We start from the raw sequence: 16118 nt of genomic DNA, 5'->3' as shown, positions 1-16118 counted from the left end.
GCTATACCTCCATCACTTGTGCGATTTTTTCATGGCCGTTTTGCACCAGCCACGATTGCACATCCGGATCAAGATAAACCGCCTGCAGGCGTTTCTGCCGTGCGGAGTTTAAGTAGCCCGCATCAACCAGCGCTTTGATCATGTTGTTACCCATTTTCTTGATGCTTGATTCAGAGAAGTTGGCGAGCTCTGGAATTGAACGAATACGCTCGTCAATAAAATCACTCCATGCATAATCAGACAGACGTTCCTCGAACATGCGCCGCGCATCCGACAGCTTGTGTCGCATAAAATCAATCGCAATGGGCGCCTGTTTCAAAAAAGCGGCCATTAATAGCTGTTTTACACAGGTTTCATTCGCCCGCACTAAAAACTCAAGATAGTTGTCACCCATAGGTTCAATTCGCAATCGAATCGTCCGCGCGTACCGTATTGCGGTTTTTGCTGAGTTTTTCTGCATGATATTGTCTTCTTCCACCACCCTCTTAAACTCAGCATCGCTCGGCTTTTCTAGCAATAATTCCGCAATCGTTCGGCTCTCCGCAACGAAGAGACTACCGCCAATAATGTCACCTACGTATTGTTTAATGTTTATCATCTGCTTGCCGTCTCTTTGTTCTTTCTCAGTAATTTATCCGGCAAAACTAGCCCCAACGTCGCACAAGCAGAAGTGTCGTTTTGAAGTTCTTCACTATTCTTCAACCACAAATGATAGCGGTCAGGACTTAACGTAAAGTCAGCAGTCACATCCACATTCCAAAACCTCAGCAAATATTTCGCTTCAGCAACTCTTAATGTGAGCTCAAGCTGCTGATTCTGCATTTGATAATCCAGCTCAATCGCTTTGGGGTGTTGGTGTTTAGGGTGCGGCACTAAGTTCAGGGTAACATTCGTGTTCCACTCAAGGTCGTTTTGCGCCTTCTCGTGTTCCTTGGGCTCGCTTGTTGCGACTTGTATGCTGGTTATACGCGTACAAACAAAATCCCGAAACTGCTTCGACTTTCTGTCAAACGCTCTAACATGCCAGCGATGGCCACTATTCAAAAATGCATGGGGGACAATCTCGCGCTGGCTTAATCCTGAGCTTAGTGATGCATATTCAATGGACACAGCTTGGCTTGCGGTAATAGCTCGTGTCAGGGCGGCAATAATGGCTGGTGCAGCATTGATGAGATCAACCGCCGCCACCACACTAGAGCGACCCAGAGGAAGCTCTAATGCAGCATGTTTAGAAAAATAGGATAGGGCGCGTTCGCCGTCGTGTTCGAATAATGGCTGAAATGCTTCGGTACGGTAATAGCGCTTCGTCTCGTGTTTTAGAACCAGGTTATCCGGCGCCAGCTCTTTGTAGGTTGCAAAATCACGCGAGCACGACGCCAACCCCATTTGGAAGCGTTGGATAAGATCATTACGGGCGATGCTCCCGAAGAACTGTAAGCAAAAATCAATGTAGGTAAGGCGTTCACGCTGGCCATGGCTGAGCTCGTTTAGCACCTGAGTCCCTTCTCATAACAATGTTGTGTTTATGTTTGTACTCTAATGCCTACACCTATGCAATGCAATCATTTTGATAGCATCGTTTTGTTTCAATTACAGTCGCGTTCCGCCACTCGCGCTTCACTCTCCACCCAGGCGCTTGCTCGACCAATTAGCGTGACCGCTTAAAGTCTATTAGATTAATTACTATAAAGGGGGTCGAGCGACAAGCGTGTGATAAGTTCGAATCCATGTGGCCAAGAACTTATCGGCAATTCAATGATTCATGATGTCTTGGTCATCCAGCCCAAAAACACTGGGCAAGAAATCAGCACAATGTCCATCCTTATCTCTTTTCTGCCTATCGTCGCATTGCTTAGCTTCATTAAACTTTACCTGCGATTGTGCTCCGTCCTAGATGCGATATCTGTAATTGAATCAGCAGGACTAACTACTGTTTGTAATTTCACGCGATCTTTCAGTTTTTTTTGAGCAATAAACGGAAAAATAAAATTGGACTTGTCTAGAGGTCGTTGACTATACACTCGCTCATCTCGTAAGCAGCAGAATTGAATGATTATTTAAAATTGACGATCCATGGGTCTTCACTCCCTCGCTCAAGATATATTTTGACTGTCTTACGGATCATGCTCTCTGCAATTGAATGAAGTGTTTGACTATAGTTAGGCGGAGCATTTGTTTCATAAGCGTATCGACCAACTTTAAAATAATCACGGTATTTATAGAGCATTTCACGCTCGAACGGTGACACTAATTTACGTTGAATTTCTGCGGGTAGCATATCCAACAGGTTTGAGAGATTATGCGAATCACCCGATACGTTGGGTCTACTGTATCGTTGATTCAAGCCACCTAAATTCCGTGAGGGCGTAAGTAGGTAGCTTTTAAGGATAATTTCGACAGCTAACGCTGCATTCGTCATGCTCACGCCACCACATATATCCCATGTTCGAACAGCAGCTAAGTAGTATTTATGCGCTGTTTCAACTGCCCATTCAGCCATTTCCCATTCATCGCTTTGTGCTGAATTTCTGGTAGATATGTACTCCTGTTGCTTGGGCACAACAATGTATCCATCACCTGGTGAGCCGAGAATACTCGTGTGTCCGATTGCATGCAACGCTGCGACGTACAAGCAAACAATCGCATCGAGCTTATCTTCGTGAGCCTTTACTTCCGAGCCAACGAGGTTGTGCTCCTGGTCGAATTTAAAATGCCCTACCTGTACATGATTAGCTATTTTCAAACGGAGCACAGGTGAGTTCTCCAGACTTCGAAGCAGCCACCCGAGTCGACGTTGCCCGTGGACTTGATCAGCAACCTTCATTCCTTTTTTCTTCTTGTATTTCAGCCTTTCAGGTAACCCAAACATGTTAATGATTGCCGGATGAGGATAACATTCCACCTGAAATTTTTTATCTGTAGTGAGGTGCTGAAATCCTTGGGTTTCTAACTTCTGAGAGAGCTCTACCGCAGGATGGTTTGGGTACTTTTCAAGGTTACTCGGCATGCACGATGCTTTCTTCTGACCAAAAGATCGCCCGATAGCTTTTTCACATTCTCTCATTCCTGTTTGATTGTTAATTATCGTCGGAGCATCGATCGCCACGCCTTCGACACGTCTACCCTTAAACTCTTCACAAATTGAATCAGGAGTCAAAACGTCGTGAGCGATATCCGTGACTGTTACAACGTCACCCTTCAGCTTACCGAATGCGATACCTGTCGGATGCTTAGCCGTCCAAGCGAGATCTATGCCAGCTAAAATCACAGCTACTAACCCAAACTTTTGCTGTAACTGATACGCGCATCACAGAAGGTACTAATTAACGTATCAACGGTTTCGAGTGCTCCTGTGCCCCATTGGTTCGTAAGTACATATGTTTTCTCGTCTTCATGAAAGAATTCACCCGGCTGAGAGAAAAATCGACGACTGCGATGTATTTGGCCTCCAGTGTCCAATTCATTGAACTTGGCCTGTATGTCTTCGTCGCTTAATATACCATTGAAAACTTGGAACGCGTTCCTTGAGTGATTAGGCAGATTACTAATCACCTCATTTATCTGGCTAGGCTTCACACCTCGTTCAATACAAGTCTTTACAACGCGATAGACCAACCAACGCTTACTCAATTCCGGAAATACCACTCCATCAACGCTCAAGTCAAAACGAGTTCTGTCATTAGTTGTTGTGCGGGCAGTTCGTTCACGTTGGCGCTTCTCTTTTATTTTAATCTGATAATCACTAGCTTCAGGCACAGGAATAACACTTTGTATGTCAATCAGCAGCTCATTGCCGTAAACATAAGGCTGCATGCGAATGCAGGTAATATCCAAGCCATTATCATTCAGCCACAATACAGATGTTGTGAGTTCTTTTGAAAAGTCAGCAGATGCAAGTATGATCCTGACATCTTGAGCGAAACTATCCTCATCTGGCTCACTCCATTGTAAGAAATCAAGCAACTTTTCTCGCGCTTCGACCTCCAAACCGTTCGCTTCAATGTAATCACTAAAAATGCCTACCAAACGCTCAAACGTAAGAGTTGAAACCATGGCTGCATAGCGAATCGCCTGAAGCTCCATATGCCCGCCATCTTCAGTACGTTTCAACTCAATAACGATTAACCGAGCTTCTTTGTCTATTGCCAATAAATCTATGCGTCGGCGGCTTTCATCCCAATCACCAAACTCCTCTGCAACTATCAAGATGTCGGGATACAACACATCTATTTGCTTTTTCAGCATTTGCTGTAAGTGGTTGCGCTCATATACGGCGTGCTGATCAAACCTTGTTGTTTCCAGCGCTGTCAGTTGATCATTGTGAAGGCGAAAAATTGGCATACCGGGATTCTCTTTGTGATTACAGTGTATGGTGATATTCAGGCTAATACAGTCAAGCTACAACAAATACTGGAGATTGTCATTGAGGCTAAACTTCGCGGTTGCTATCACGCTCCGTAATCCTATCTTCAATCCACTCAACCACTTCACTTTCCACCCAGGCGCTTGCTCGGCCAATTAGCGTGACTGCCTTGGGAAACTTCCCCTCCGACATCAACTTGTAAACCGATGAGCGGCCAAGCCCTGTCATATCCTTTACTTGTGGCAGTCTAATTAATCGCATGACGTTTCTCCTGTCTTAATTCGTCATGCGATGGCGCAGGCCTGTAACTAATTATGTGTCCGTGACCGTCTGCTTGCGTCCGTCGCTAATCTCTCGACTTTATTACTGGAGCGCCCACTGCCGAAATTGCTCCTTGCGATTCAACGGAATTTCAAACCTATATCACAGGTGTGCATTCAACCTACTAAAGGACTTAACCATGCACACTGATTCACCAAAACCCGATTTACCAAAACCCAAAAAAAACTACGTCACCACGCGCCGATTAACTGAGCCAGAGCTGTTCGAGCGCGCCAGCCAGCTCATTGAAGAGCGGTTCCAACGCGGTGATGCGTATTGCGAGCCGAAAGCCGTGAAGGACTTCCTGCAATACAAGCTTGCACACAAGGACCGTGAAGTATTCAGCATTATGCTGCTGGATTCACAGCACCGCCTGATTGAGTATCGCGAGATGTTCGCAGGCACCATCAATGCCGCCCCGGTGTACATTCGCGAAATTATCAAAGCGGTGGTGCAAACCAACGCCGCAGCCGTCATTTGTTCGCATAACCATCCCTCCGGTGTCCCTGAGCCATCCCGCGCGGATATCAGCGTCACGGAGCGTTTGAAGAAGGCTCTCGACCTGATTGACGTGACCTTGCTAGACCATATCGTCGTGGGTGAAACCACGGTTTCCTTCGCTGAACGCGGATTGCTATGAGGAGGACACCATGACAACACCATCATCAAAAGGAAAGTGGATTGTCTTTGGCGTGAACGCGGCGTTAACGGCGCTGGCGCTCATCCCGCAGTTACGCAAGCAAAACTCGGGGTCTAAGCCTGTGCTCAATATCGAACCACAGCCTGGCCTGAAGGACGCGCTTGATGCCGATATTGACTATGGCGTGTTTGGTTTGTTGTTTCTCGACAATAAAGGCGAGGTGATGTCCTCGTACAAGTTCGAGCGCAGCATTGTCATCAATCGCTTTGATATTGACCGAGAGGAGGTAATGCGGGTAGCGCGCGAGTCTGGCGCTTATGCAGCAGTTATCACGTTCAATCGCCACATCTTCAATCCTGATATCAGCCTGAACCGCGAACGCTTCATCCAGCAGATTTCTGATGCACTGACGGATGCCGGGATTCGGGTGTTTCAACGGGCATTTATGGGAGCGAATCCACCACCACGCAGTTAAGTTCCCAATTAAGCAATATGGGAACACTGTAAGCCAATAAAAACGGGAGCTTTGGAGTCAAACTGGCTCCAAAGCTCCCGTTTTGACGTTATACGAGAAAAAAGGAACACAACTATGGCAGAAGTCTATGCAGTCAAAAACCTCGATACCGTGAAGCTGGTGAGTCATTTACTTGAGCGTACCTTTGGCAAACAAATGGCCGATGTTTGGGACTTAGGCCTGAACCTGGCGCTGCGCATATCTGACTTGCTCAACATTCGCTTTGCCGATATCGAAGGCGACACCTTACGCGTTGTGGAAAGCAAAACAGGCAAAACGGCGGTTATTAAACTCAACGACAAGGCCCGAGCCATTATTGAACGCATTCAAGCGGAGAGCCCCGATCACGTTTACATGTTTCAATCCTACCGTAATCGCTGGTCACTCAATAAAGGCCCTAAGCCACTTAGTCGTCGCTACGCGAGCAAAGCCATATCAATGATAGGCGAGGAGGTTGGGCTGGCGCTGGGTACGCACTCCATGCGCAAAACGCGAGGCTACCACCTGTACCAAAACACCAAAGACCTTGGTCGCGTGATGAAGATGCTCCGCCACAGTTCAGAAGCGGTTACGCTGCGTTACATTGGCATTACGCAGGACGACATCGACCGCGACTTTATGGAGCTTGAAATCTAAGGGGCGGTGATGCCCCTTATTTTTTGTTCAGGTTTGAATAGCGACTGCCGTTGCAACCTGTGTTTCGACAATTGTTTTGACCGCCGAATAAATATCAACATCAGACTCAGGCGCTTCAATCGTCAGTATGAGAGAGTACCGTGTGGTTTCTCCATACATTTTCAAAGGAGTTCGGTTTTTCCACCACCCGGCAGTTGGGATAATGGCTATTTTATTGCGCTCTGCAAGATCAGCAGCAGTCCCAGTCCACACATCTTTCGAGATAGAGCCGTGCGCTCTGTTATTTGTGCCAATCAGCCAGTCACCTGTTTCATCTTGTGACTGAAAATCCTCGGGTTGATCGTCGGTATTAATTCGGTGGACCAACGCATCCGCATCCTCTAACGCTCGCTTGAGATCAAATACAAGGTTGTGACTTTGATAAGAGTACTTGCTATTGAATGCTCGACTTGAAGGATTTGGCTCAATGAAATATGAAAGGGTGACTGTTAATTTGACTTCAGTATCCGCCAAATCCTGGAGAATTTCTTTTGGCCAGGGCAAATCATGCGTAACAATTTCGTTGAGGCCGATTCCACCAGACTTACCTTTCTTGAACGGCGTGATTTCATCTTCAATAATCACGGCTACTCTTTGACTCGCGCTATCTAACGCCACCTCGATATTTGGCACCCCAAACCCTACACGACGCAAGAGCTTAGCAGAAAGTTGCTTTGCTGAGGTTGTTCCCGTCACTTGCTGTTTTAGCGCATCATTCCACTCAGCGGAATGCACAATCAAGCCACGAACCGTTTCGGGTCTTAAGTTTGGGTAAGCAGCGTAAATCTTAGCGGCAAAATTTGCGGCTAGTGCAGTTGCGGCGCTTGTTGCCCAGAGTGTCGTGAATAGCCGCTCTTGAACTTCGTGGTTGGTTGTAAGAAGCGACAACGAGGGATGTGTAACCCCACCGAGCGGACTCAATGCGATGTTTCCACCCTCGAACACAACATCAGGCTTAACGGGGTTCTTATTTGACCATTCAACAGATGTTGAGGTGTAAGGCGATATTTGCCCTGCACTAGCAACCGGCGCGCCTTGTTTCACGTCAGTCAGCGTTACCTTTTCGGTGTATGCTCCCACTGTCAACGCATTCCATGCTTGCCCAGGGTCATGGATTAACTGGTTGTCCAGGCAACTTGGGTAAGTTTGATAATCTGCGGGCTGTAATGCTGCGTTGCCTGCTGCAACGATGAATAGACGTTTCGGATCTTGCTCGCCTAGCCTGTTAAAACAGAGTTCGTCAATTGCTGCGGACCAAGCAGTGGGCCTACCAAAATCTCGTGTATCGGTAGCAGACACTGCCATCGTAAAAATGCGAGTTATATTGGGGTTCTGTGTTTCTGGTGCCGTTGCAGCGTCTATCGTGATGGCGCCATATGCTTGATCGCGATTGTCACCTCCACGATGAATTATTTTTACGGATTCGATTGAGTGCGCCACCTCCACAGCATCATCCGATTCAAGAGGCGCCTGTAAATCTCCGTAAAGCGATAGACCTGTCATGTGTGTGCCGTGGCCATCATTATCGGCTGTTCCGAATGCTTGGTTCACCGTATACAAACTGCGAGTATTAGAAAATGGTGAGATTAATGGGTGCCCAATATTCACACCGGTATCTAAAATGGTGACGACTGGATTGCGGTCGTTTCGTGAGTCAACGACTCTAGACGCCAAGTCGTTAGCCCAATCTCTTTGCTCTTCGATCGTAAGGTTGTCAAAGAACTCCGCTGTTTCCTTGGGCTTTCGTAATTCAGCAACACTGTTAAGTAAGTGAATGTTCGCACTAAGTTGCGAGACCGAAGCTCGAGCATAAAGTACAACTCGCTCTCGAAAATTTATTTGGTGCGACGATAGTTCAATACCTAATTGCTCAGCTAACATTTTAAATTGACGTTCTGCGGTTCCATCCCCTTTGACAAGCCACACTTCCCATGAAAATTCTTCATCAGGATTAGCAGGAAGCAGTTCCAGATCATCAGTCCACAAGGCTTTCAATGTAGCTCGGCTTAGTGATGCAATACTCTCGATTAGCTTTTTGCGAGCAGGCGATGATTCATCAATAGTTTCGGCATACTTTTCGAGCTTTTTCTGGAAAAAAGATAGTTTCCCTTCAGGGACAAAAACCGTGGCGTACTGAACGCTGCCTATCACTTGGATGTTAAGCAGTTCTACTTTTTGACGCTCGTCCGACAAACCGTCGAACACAAGCTCGAAGCCTTCGAAGCCTTGAAAAGTTACTTGTATGCCTACTCGTTCAAGTTCTTCCGCTTCAGCAGTTTGAGCGACTTCGCGCTCATAAGCCGCGAGGCTGGTGAGCTGCTGTGATAAATGTGCTAAGTGTCCGTAACGCTCAGGCTTTGGCTTAGGTTTCGTGTCCTCCCCACCCAATCCTTTTTTCTTTAACGGGTGCCGAGAGCCATTATTTCCGAGGTATAAGTGCGGCTTACTATCCCTGTTCGCCATAATAGTTATCTACCTTGTCGTTCGGAGCGCGACACTTGCTGGCGCTCTTTTATCGCTCGGTCAAGCCAGTCAGCTTTAAACTTTGATGCTCCACTTATTAGCATCTCTTTGGCAACGTCATCAGCTATGACCTTAATATCAGCTGAGCTCAAGCCCTCAGCTTTCTTTGCATAAGACTTCCAGGCTAGCCGCGATGGTGCGTGCGGCTTCAAACGTCGTTCTAGCAATTGCTCGATACTAATGACGGAGGGCAACTGATAATTAATAACATCATCAAACCGTCGGAATAGTGCCCGGTCAAGCAGCTCACTGTAGTTCGTAGCGCAAATGATCAAGCTTGTTGAAGTGTCTTGTTCAATCATGGTCAATAGACTATTAAGAACGCGACGAGCCTCACCAACATCATTCCCTGTGGCACGATCTGCTCCTAACGCATCAAACTCATCGAAAAAGTAAACGCCTCTAACACTCTCAATAGAATCAAATATCTGCCGAAGCTTCAGCGACGTTTCCCCCATGAACTTCGTGATTACCGCATCAAGTCGGACTTCAAACAAGGGATAACCAAGCTCACCCGCTAATGCTGCCGCCGTGTAAGTTTTACCAGTGCCTGGGGGGCCAACCAGCAAAAGTTTACGACGTGCACTTAACCCGTGGCTTCGAAGGTTGTTTATGTGGGACACTTCTTTGATGACTCGGTCAAGTTGACCGCGAGCAGCATCATCGAGAACAAGGTCGTTCAACTTGGTTGAAGGGCTTGATATGTTCAATAAGCCCGATGAATCACGCTGGCCTTTTGATATAGATACAATTTGCTGTTGTTGCTTAGCCTTGTTAACAAGTTCTCGCAACTCTTCAGCTAGCTTGACATGACCAATTTTTGCCTCATGTGCAGCTACTTGCAGCGCAACCGAACGGAAACGCTCTACGTCCCCTGCAACATGCGCATGTAGTAGTGCTTTTAATTGGGCTGAGCTAGCCATTAACAAGATCCTTCCTGCTTGGTTTAACAAACGCGTTAGTGTTTTATAGCATGGAAATTATACATGAGTAAGCCCTACGGCGCATTGACTTGAACCCAGATAAATAGAGCTTACTCAAGTGTTCGGTAACCTTCAGAAAATCTGAATGTTTTTAGGTTGGCTATTAAGACGGCCGATACAGTTTATCCAAGTTCGAATTCAAAAACTCCCGCGAAATAGCCGCACAGAAATCAACTGAATCCAAACCTTTCGGCAATCGGTTAGCCAAAGTTGCGTTCAGAACGAACGCGTGTTGATGCAAATCCATCCCTTCGTTGCTGGCTAGACTCGACTGCGTGACGATGGTGTTGATGAGGTCCTTCGATAGTTTTGACTTAAGGCCGTGGAGCTTTGCAAGCTCAATGATTTTTTCTTCGGTTAATGGACGTACAGGAATTTGCATTTGAGTCTCCTTGGGCAACAACAATGGCTACCCAGCTCATGACTAGTTGATACGGTTTGAAAAGTTATTGTTGGGGTACGGATTAAACCGCTGCGGCCTGGCGCTTTAAGTCACGCTTGCGTGAGTTTAATTCGCGGGCTGACTGACGAGGCACACCCCGATGCATTAGATTTTTCGGTAATTCTGCCAGCACGCTTAGTCGTCGAAAGGTATGCTCTAAGTCAGTGAAATAGGTTGAATCACCCTTGGACAAGCAAACAAAGGGAGCTCTTCCAAGCTTAACCAACAGTTTCGGTTTAAACTTTGATAGGCCTAGCGCTCGACACCACGACATCTGAACAAGATTTTTGAACTGGTCAGTTTCTTCATCCATGCCATAGAAGATTTTAAAGTCGAGCAGAATGGCCACTCTCCATTTGCGCGTTTGCGAACATGACTCTCCGTCGACATTGTATGCCCATACGAAGCGGACATTGTTCTCGAAGTAGCCGGTGTCGTACCTGAAGCGATAGTTAATGGACCAGCGCAGTTCATCACGAAGCGACTGTTCAAATGCCTTGGTCAGTTCAATGGGTGAACGCTCGACGTCATCATCCGACAGTGCCAATGTGAGCGTAACAACCGCTAAACTACCCTCGTGCTCTGGCTCTGACACAAGTTCTTGATAAAGCTGCTGCAAGCGGCTCATTGAAAACCCGTATTTACTGTTCTCAACGGGAAGTGAGCCAAAGGTGTTGCCAAAAAAAGTAAGTGCCATGGGATTCTCCTGAAGTTAGTTGTTCACAGGATGAATCCGCTCAGTAATTATTAATGAGATGCCTATTTTCGACTGGAACCGAACGACTTCTTGTGGTCTCCGTAATGTTTAGTTTTGAGCTTGGCAAGGTAGCTAACTCGGTAAAACATATCCTGAAATTCTTGCGAGTCAGCGCCGTCGGCCCTCCTAAGCCGATAAGTACCATTATCTACAAAGTTCACTAAACCTGTAAGGTCAGCCAACTCTATCCCAAGCACTCGCGCCCACGAAAGCTGGATGAAATGAGCAAGGCTCTTGTCGTTGCCGTTAAACCTGCCTAGGAGTCCGAAGAACGCGTCGTTCAATACCAAAGCAACGTGGTAATGAGGGTTAGGTGATTTGTATTGCTCAATACACCAGAAGCCCCTTGTCGTGCATGGATGAGCTCTACCACTGCGCTTGATGCGTTTCATGCGCTCTGCGGAAAACTGATAATCAAGCTTCTTGAAAAATTCGGTGATATCGCTGTTTTGGGGAAACACGGTGGGCAGATCTGGGTAGCGTAAGTCAAACCGAACTACGAGCAATCTTCCGTACTCACAGAAAGCTTTATCAAGTACTCCCTCCATCGACTCGAGATATTCGACTACCGTGCCATCTTCCGATTGATAAATTCGCTTACCGTTAAAAGTTGGTTCAAAGGTTAAGCTTAGATTGGTATTTGCTTTAACTCGTTTTTTCATGACTACCTCATATGACTGTGATTGGGTCATACAAGTAATCACTACTGTAATTTATTATAGCGATGACTGTTATGGTCGAGCAGCTTTAATGCTGCTCTCCAATAGTCACCTACTGAAGTTGTATATATTACTATTACATACATCAAGGCCTAAGGCGTGCCTTCCCGCAAAGTTAAATTACTCCATGATTCTCGGTAAGCCCACATTTGAACAAAACATCAAGATGAACTCATAAAATTACTAACGCATTTGATTAAATCAACCTTCGACTGACCTATACCTCCGGAAAAAAGTAGCAGCTAGCGCAATTTTTTATAGGTGACCCTTTCATCATAGACGGCATTGAAGCCCATAAATAAATAGAACTTTCTGCAAGTTTAAAACTTGTTTTAAAGCCTGTTGTAAATGTGTTTTAATGCGTTGTAGTGCAACTCAATAAAAAGCAGAGATCGATCATGAAGAAAAAATGGAGTCACTGGATTCTTAATTTGGATCCAAAAGATGAGGCCGCTTTCACCTGGCTGAGTAAATATTATCGGGATCGTCGAAAAGACTTCATACCGCGCAATGATATCAACTTGTATAAGTCGCTAAAGGACCACGTGATAAACCTCTATGAACGAGACAACGATCACGACTACAAATTTTTGCGCAACCTGAAAGCCGCTTATGAGCAATTTGAAAAGCGCCGAAATAATGGTGATAAGGTCAACCGGACATTCGAAATTTCAGTCGAGGCTGATACTCAGTTGACCACCATGAGTGGTGAATTAGCAGCTAGCAAAAACAATATCATTGATACCCTCATTCGTGAGTCGGCCAATGTTCATTTGCTGTTCACTGAAAAAGCCAAAGAACGGAAAAAGTTAACCGTGAAAGACATCATTAATCCGTTTGCGAAGGAAATGGGTGTCGGCGATTTCATCTTTGGTCGGCTCACCTTTCCCGATGAGGCGGCGTTGGGGAAAAAGGTATACGGCTTTATCGATAAGCTGAACAAGCAAGCGAATGCTAACAGCGATAAAGTAGACCCTTTGGCTCATGATGATGTGCTCACGCTAATGATTCGGGAAGGTATTTTACACAACATCAATAAGTCTATCGCAAGCCGCTCAGCACCTGGCTGGTTTGGACGAAAAATGACGAGCGATGAAGTAAAACGAACCATCGATGAGCTGCGCATTGATGATGTTTTTGAATTACCTAAAAAGACAACTGACAAGCTTGCCAGGTATCGTCACAAATTCGAGAAGTTGCATTACAAGCAACTTAATACTGATGTTATCAAAGAGGATATATTCATTGACCAACTGGTGAGTGATGCTCTTAACGCCGACGGCTTCAAGCATCGGATAAACAATCTGGAGCAACGAGTAGCGGAGCTTTCTGGCGCAAACCGAGAGTTAGAACGCGATCTGAACAATGAACTCAAAGATCTAACCTTTAACGATGAGGAGATGGAACGTCAACGGGTAATTATTGACGCACTAGGTAACCTTGTCACCTCACTTGTGGAAGAGCGTAATAAAGCGCAAGACGCATTGATTAGTCATCAATTAGTACAATCCGAAGGTCGAGATTCCAGACAACCTTCACGATTTAATAGCGACGAAATACCCCAGTCAATAAAGTCATTTCGAAGCTTAGTAAACCGGGCAAAAATTGGCAGTGTCGAACCAGAAGAGATCACATCAGTAGAGTTCCCAAGCCCTCAGATGCCCTACAAAGCAAATTAGTGAGGAGCGAGAATAGGCTTCAACCGCTCAGCAAGAAGAGTAAGCGCCTCTTTTCGCTCTTCAAAGTAGTCGTGCCGATCATATATGCCCTCAACGCCCTTGAGTTTGTGGTTGAGGCAACGCTCCGCCACATGTCCAGGTACGCCCAATCCTGCGAGCAAGGTTCGGCAGGTTCGTCTCAGATCATGAACTCGAAAGTACTCCAAATCACCTATCAAATTTGGTGGTTTGGCGCGTTTGCCGGTCTCAATGCCAAACATTTTACCAATGGCCCGGTTAAGCGTGTCGGGTCCCATGTGTGGACGAATCGCTAACCGACGACTGGGAAACACATAGTCAGAACCTGCGGCTCGAATTTGGAGCTCCCGAAACATCTCAAGGGCTAGGCTAGGCAGCGGCATAATAAGTCCTACCCCAGATTTACTTCGCTCCTTAGGTAGCTCCCAAATCGCTTTTTCGAGGTCAAACTCCTGCCACATCGCCTCACACAGTTCGGATTTCCGACACCCAAGCAATACCAACAGTGAGCAGGCAAGGTAATTATCGCGTGTGAATGACTGTGGATTAGCTCGGAACACTTTGAACGCGTGACTTAACTCATCAATCGTCAGAGCGCGGTCGCGACTCTTCTCAATGCCTCCTGCATCATCCACTTGAAATGCACTGGCCGGGTTCGCACCGATAACGTCAAGCTTTATGCCATGGTTGAACATTTGCTTGCAGTACATTAGCGCGTCGTTCGAGATCGTTGGACGGCCGGAATCATTAATCGCGGTAATAATGCGGCGAATATCGCGTGCGGTCACTTGGTCGACATTGTAGTCACCGATATGAGGGGCAATATCTTTTCGATAAACGCGTTCAGGGATCTGCGGGTGCTTCAAACGTTTACGATTGACTTGCTGCCAGTCCTCAAAAAGGTCATTTACGGTCCTAAGCTCTTGCATTTGAGCTTGCCGCTTTAGCGTGATTGGATTTTGACCTTCGCGAACCTGAGCCATTTTCAATGCGGCTTCAGCACGTGCCTCACTCAAGCTCATGTCAGCGTACTTGCCCAACGTCAATTCACGTCGCTTCTTATTAAAGCTGTAACGGAGCATCCAGTACGCATGTCCTGGTTTCTTATCGGTCGTGGTGGGCACAACAAAATACAACCCACCACCATCTGCGAATCTACCGGGTGCTTTCTTTGCCAATGAAGCGATTTTGGATGCGGTTAAGTTGGCCAAGTTACTGATTCCTTTGGTTAAAGGTGAGTTTTCAAATTTACCCACCACTCAAGACTTAGTAAACTATACCACACCCACCATTTTACCCACCATTATTTATTGGACACCCACCACTCTTTACGGATTTGTACGGACACAGAAAATAAAAAAGCCCTTTATTTAAAGGGCTTTGAGGTTGTTAGTGGACAAGGGCGGACATCATTCGATATTTTGGATCTGCTCACGCATCTGTTCAATCAAGACCTTAAGCTCCACCGCGGCGGCGGTAATGTCAGAGTTGATAGACTTAGAGGCCAAGGTATTTGCTTCGCGGTTGAACTCTTGCATCATAAAGTCCAGGCGGCGTCCGCAAGGGCCGCCTTTTTTCAGTATTTTGCGGGCTTCTTCCACGTGGGCGTCTAAGCGGTCGAGCTCTTCAGCTACGTCGGTTTTCTGCGCCAGCATGACCATTTCCTGTTCCACGCGCTGCGGCTCCAACTCAACTTTGGCTTCTTCAAACCGGGTTAGTAAGCGCTCACGTTGCCAGGCCATAACTTCGGGCATACGTTCACGCACAAAGGCCACCTGCGTGGTCACACCGTCTAAGCGCTCCTGCAGCATTTTATCAATGGCTGCGCCTTCGCTTTTGCGGTTCTCGATAAAGTCGTTAGTGGTCTTTTCCAGTGCGGCCAGAACGTCTTTTTGCAGCTCGTCCATGTCCTGATCCTGAGCAGCAACAACGCCGGGCCATTTTAGAACATCAATTGGGTTTAACTGTCCGGCAGCGGAGTGTTGGCTGACCCACTTGGCGCTGGCAATCACGCTTTTTGCCAGGTCTTCGTTAATCGACAAAGCGCTTTGCTGCGCTTCGTCTACCTGCAGGCTAAGCTTGCACTCGACTTTGCCGCGCTGCAGCTTTTTACGAAACTGCTCACGTAGTGAATTTTCCAGAGAGCGAAAGGTTTCCGGCAGGCGGAAGTAGGTTTCCAGATACCGTTGGTTAACGGAACGAATTTCCCAAACTGCGGTGCCCCAGTCGGCTTTTTGCTCGTAACGAGCATAACCGGTCATACTTTGAATCATGTCGGTTCCTTTGCTGCTAAGCAGCCGTTGCGGATGACGTTGTGATAACAATGTGCGCTGATATTACCTGTGATCCCGACCAAGGTGAAGTCAAAGCCTCGATAAATAAAGATGTCACACTTTTAACGGCCAACCTGACTTTATTACTGAGTACGCAACATTAAGCCACACAGTAAACCGCCGTAGCCGGCCACAACAAAGGAAATAAAAG

16 protein-coding genes are annotated in these 16118 nt (G+C 46.7%); 4 read left to right on the top strand and 12 right to left on the bottom strand.

Features of this window, described 5'->3' with window-relative positions:
- Position 1 precedes the first annotated feature (1 nt).
- From ACN0RF_RS10355 to ACN0RF_RS10335, 5 genes are all read right to left on the bottom strand, one after another.
- On the bottom strand, positions 2-598 hold the full coding sequence (locus ACN0RF_RS10355; RefSeq protein WP_417438946.1) for a DUF1819 family protein: 597 nt from the start codon (positions 596-598) through the stop codon (positions 2-4).
- The gene (locus ACN0RF_RS10350; RefSeq protein WP_417438945.1) at positions 595-1494 is read right to left on the bottom strand and encodes a WYL domain-containing protein; all 900 of its coding nucleotides are present in this window, start codon (positions 1492-1494) and stop codon (positions 595-597) included. The genes ACN0RF_RS10355 and ACN0RF_RS10350 overlap by 4 nt, the downstream gene beginning before the upstream one ends.
- A 559-nt stretch (positions 1495-2053) precedes the next feature.
- Complete coding sequence (locus ACN0RF_RS10345) at positions 2054-3268, bottom strand: DUF429 domain-containing protein (protein WP_417438944.1); 1215 nt, start codon at positions 3266-3268, stop codon at positions 2054-2056.
- 5 nt (positions 3269-3273) lie between these two features.
- Positions 3274-4341 carry a hypothetical protein gene (locus ACN0RF_RS10340; RefSeq protein WP_417438943.1) on the bottom strand — a complete coding sequence of 356 codons (1068 nt, stop codon included), beginning with the start codon at positions 4339-4341 and terminating at the stop codon, positions 3274-3276.
- Positions 4342-4429: 88 nt separating this feature from the next.
- Complete coding sequence (locus tag ACN0RF_RS10335) at positions 4430-4624, bottom strand: helix-turn-helix transcriptional regulator (RefSeq protein WP_417438942.1); 195 nt, start codon at positions 4622-4624, stop codon at positions 4430-4432.
- 199 nt (positions 4625-4823) lie between these two features.
- Between ACN0RF_RS10335 and radC the strand changes: the two genes are divergently transcribed.
- The 3 genes from radC (at position 4824) to ACN0RF_RS10320 (ending at position 6474) form a co-directional block, all read left to right on the top strand.
- Entirely contained in the window at positions 4824-5324 is a 501-nt protein-coding gene (gene radC, locus ACN0RF_RS10330; protein WP_417438941.1) for a RadC family protein, read from the top strand.
- Between the two features lie 10 nt (positions 5325-5334).
- Positions 5335-5799 (top strand): hypothetical protein, encoded by a 465-nt coding sequence (locus ACN0RF_RS10325; RefSeq protein ID WP_417438940.1) that lies wholly within the window; start codon positions 5335-5337, stop codon positions 5797-5799.
- Positions 5800-5913: 114 nt separating this feature from the next.
- Positions 5914-6474 (top strand): tyrosine-type recombinase/integrase, encoded by a 561-nt coding sequence (locus ACN0RF_RS10320; protein ID WP_417438939.1) that lies wholly within the window; start codon positions 5914-5916, stop codon positions 6472-6474.
- Between the two features lie 27 nt (positions 6475-6501).
- Here ACN0RF_RS10320 and ACN0RF_RS10315 read toward each other — a convergent pair whose 3' ends face one another.
- The 5 genes from ACN0RF_RS10315 to ACN0RF_RS10295 all read right to left on the bottom strand — a co-directional run bounded on the left by ACN0RF_RS10315 (position 6502) and on the right by ACN0RF_RS10295 (position 11880).
- Positions 6502-8976 carry a S8 family peptidase gene (locus ACN0RF_RS10315; protein WP_417438938.1) on the bottom strand — a complete coding sequence of 825 codons (2475 nt, stop codon included), beginning with the start codon at positions 8974-8976 and terminating at the stop codon, positions 6502-6504.
- A gap of 5 nt (positions 8977-8981) precedes the next feature.
- Positions 8982-9959, bottom strand: coding sequence for an AAA family ATPase (locus ACN0RF_RS10310; RefSeq protein ID WP_417438937.1), 978 nt, complete (start codon positions 9957-9959; stop codon positions 8982-8984).
- 163 nt (positions 9960-10122) lie between these two features.
- Complete coding sequence (locus tag ACN0RF_RS10305) at positions 10123-10401, bottom strand: hypothetical protein (RefSeq protein WP_417438936.1); 279 nt, start codon at positions 10399-10401, stop codon at positions 10123-10125.
- An 82-nt stretch (positions 10402-10483) separates the two neighbouring features.
- Complete coding sequence (locus ACN0RF_RS10300) at positions 10484-11158, bottom strand: YagK/YfjJ domain-containing protein (RefSeq protein WP_417438935.1); 675 nt, start codon at positions 11156-11158, stop codon at positions 10484-10486.
- A 62-nt stretch (positions 11159-11220) separates the two neighbouring features.
- Positions 11221-11880, bottom strand: coding sequence for an inovirus Gp2 family protein (locus ACN0RF_RS10295; protein ID WP_417438934.1), 660 nt, complete (start codon positions 11878-11880; stop codon positions 11221-11223).
- A gap of 455 nt (positions 11881-12335) precedes the next feature.
- On the opposite strand from ACN0RF_RS10295, the gene ACN0RF_RS10290 reads away from it, so the two are divergent.
- Complete coding sequence (locus ACN0RF_RS10290) at positions 12336-13616, top strand: hypothetical protein (RefSeq protein ID WP_417438933.1); 1281 nt, start codon at positions 12336-12338, stop codon at positions 13614-13616.
- On the opposite strand, the gene ACN0RF_RS10285 is transcribed toward ACN0RF_RS10290, so the two are convergent.
- Complete coding sequence (locus ACN0RF_RS10285; RefSeq protein ID WP_417438932.1) at positions 13613-14845, bottom strand: tyrosine-type recombinase/integrase; 1233 nt, start codon at positions 14843-14845, stop codon at positions 13613-13615. The two genes, ACN0RF_RS10290 and ACN0RF_RS10285, sit on opposite strands and share 4 nt — an antisense overlap.
- A 198-nt stretch (positions 14846-15043) precedes the next feature.
- Positions 15044-15907: a YicC/YloC family endoribonuclease gene (locus ACN0RF_RS10280; protein ID WP_011235647.1), complete on the bottom strand. Its 864-nt coding sequence runs from the start codon at positions 15905-15907 to the stop codon at positions 15044-15046.
- Between the last annotated feature and the right edge of the window lie 211 nt (positions 15908-16118).

Origin of the sequence: Idiomarina sp., from assembly GCF_048260185.1 — a bacterium.
In the GTDB taxonomy this organism is placed as follows: Bacteria; Pseudomonadota; Gammaproteobacteria; order Enterobacterales; family Alteromonadaceae; genus Idiomarina.
This window is presented reverse-complemented; position numbering and strand designations above follow the sequence as displayed.

Bases quoted from the DNA above. Each gene is read 5' to 3' on its own strand.
- ACN0RF_RS10310 (WP_417438937.1), bottom strand. From the start codon at position 9,959: ATGGCTAGCTCAGCCCAATTAAAAGCACTACTACATGCGCATGTTGCA.
- ACN0RF_RS10300 (WP_417438935.1), bottom strand. From the start codon at position 11,158: ATGGCACTTACTTTTTTTGGCAACACCTTTGGCTCACTTCCCGTTGAG.
- ACN0RF_RS10320 (WP_417438939.1), top strand. From the start codon at position 5,914: ATGGCAGAAGTCTATGCAGTCAAAAACCTCGATACCGTGAAGCTGGTG.
- ACN0RF_RS10325 (WP_417438940.1), top strand. From the start codon at position 5,335: ATGACAACACCATCATCAAAAGGAAAGTGGATTGTCTTTGGCGTGAAC.
- ACN0RF_RS10340 (WP_417438943.1), bottom strand. From the start codon at position 4,341: ATGCCAATTTTTCGCCTTCACAATGATCAACTGACAGCGCTGGAAACA.
- radC (WP_417438941.1), top strand. From the start codon at position 4,824: ATGCACACTGATTCACCAAAACCCGATTTACCAAAACCCAAAAAAAAC.
- ACN0RF_RS10290 (WP_417438933.1), top strand. From the start codon at position 12,336: ATGAAGAAAAAATGGAGTCACTGGATTCTTAATTTGGATCCAAAAGAT.
- ACN0RF_RS10355 (WP_417438946.1), bottom strand. From the start codon at position 598: ATGATAAACATTAAACAATACGTAGGTGACATTATTGGCGGTAGTCTC.
- ACN0RF_RS10315 (WP_417438938.1), bottom strand. From the start codon at position 8,976: ATGGCGAACAGGGATAGTAAGCCGCACTTATACCTCGGAAATAATGGC.
- ACN0RF_RS10280 (WP_011235647.1), bottom strand. From the start codon at position 15,907: ATGATTCAAAGTATGACCGGTTATGCTCGTTACGAGCAAAAAGCCGAC.
- ACN0RF_RS10335 (WP_417438942.1), bottom strand. From the start codon at position 4,624: ATGCGATTAATTAGACTGCCACAAGTAAAGGATATGACAGGGCTTGGC.
- ACN0RF_RS10295 (WP_417438934.1), bottom strand. From the start codon at position 11,880: ATGAAAAAACGAGTTAAAGCAAATACCAATCTAAGCTTAACCTTTGAA.
- ACN0RF_RS10305 (WP_417438936.1), bottom strand. From the start codon at position 10,401: ATGCAAATTCCTGTACGTCCATTAACCGAAGAAAAAATCATTGAGCTT.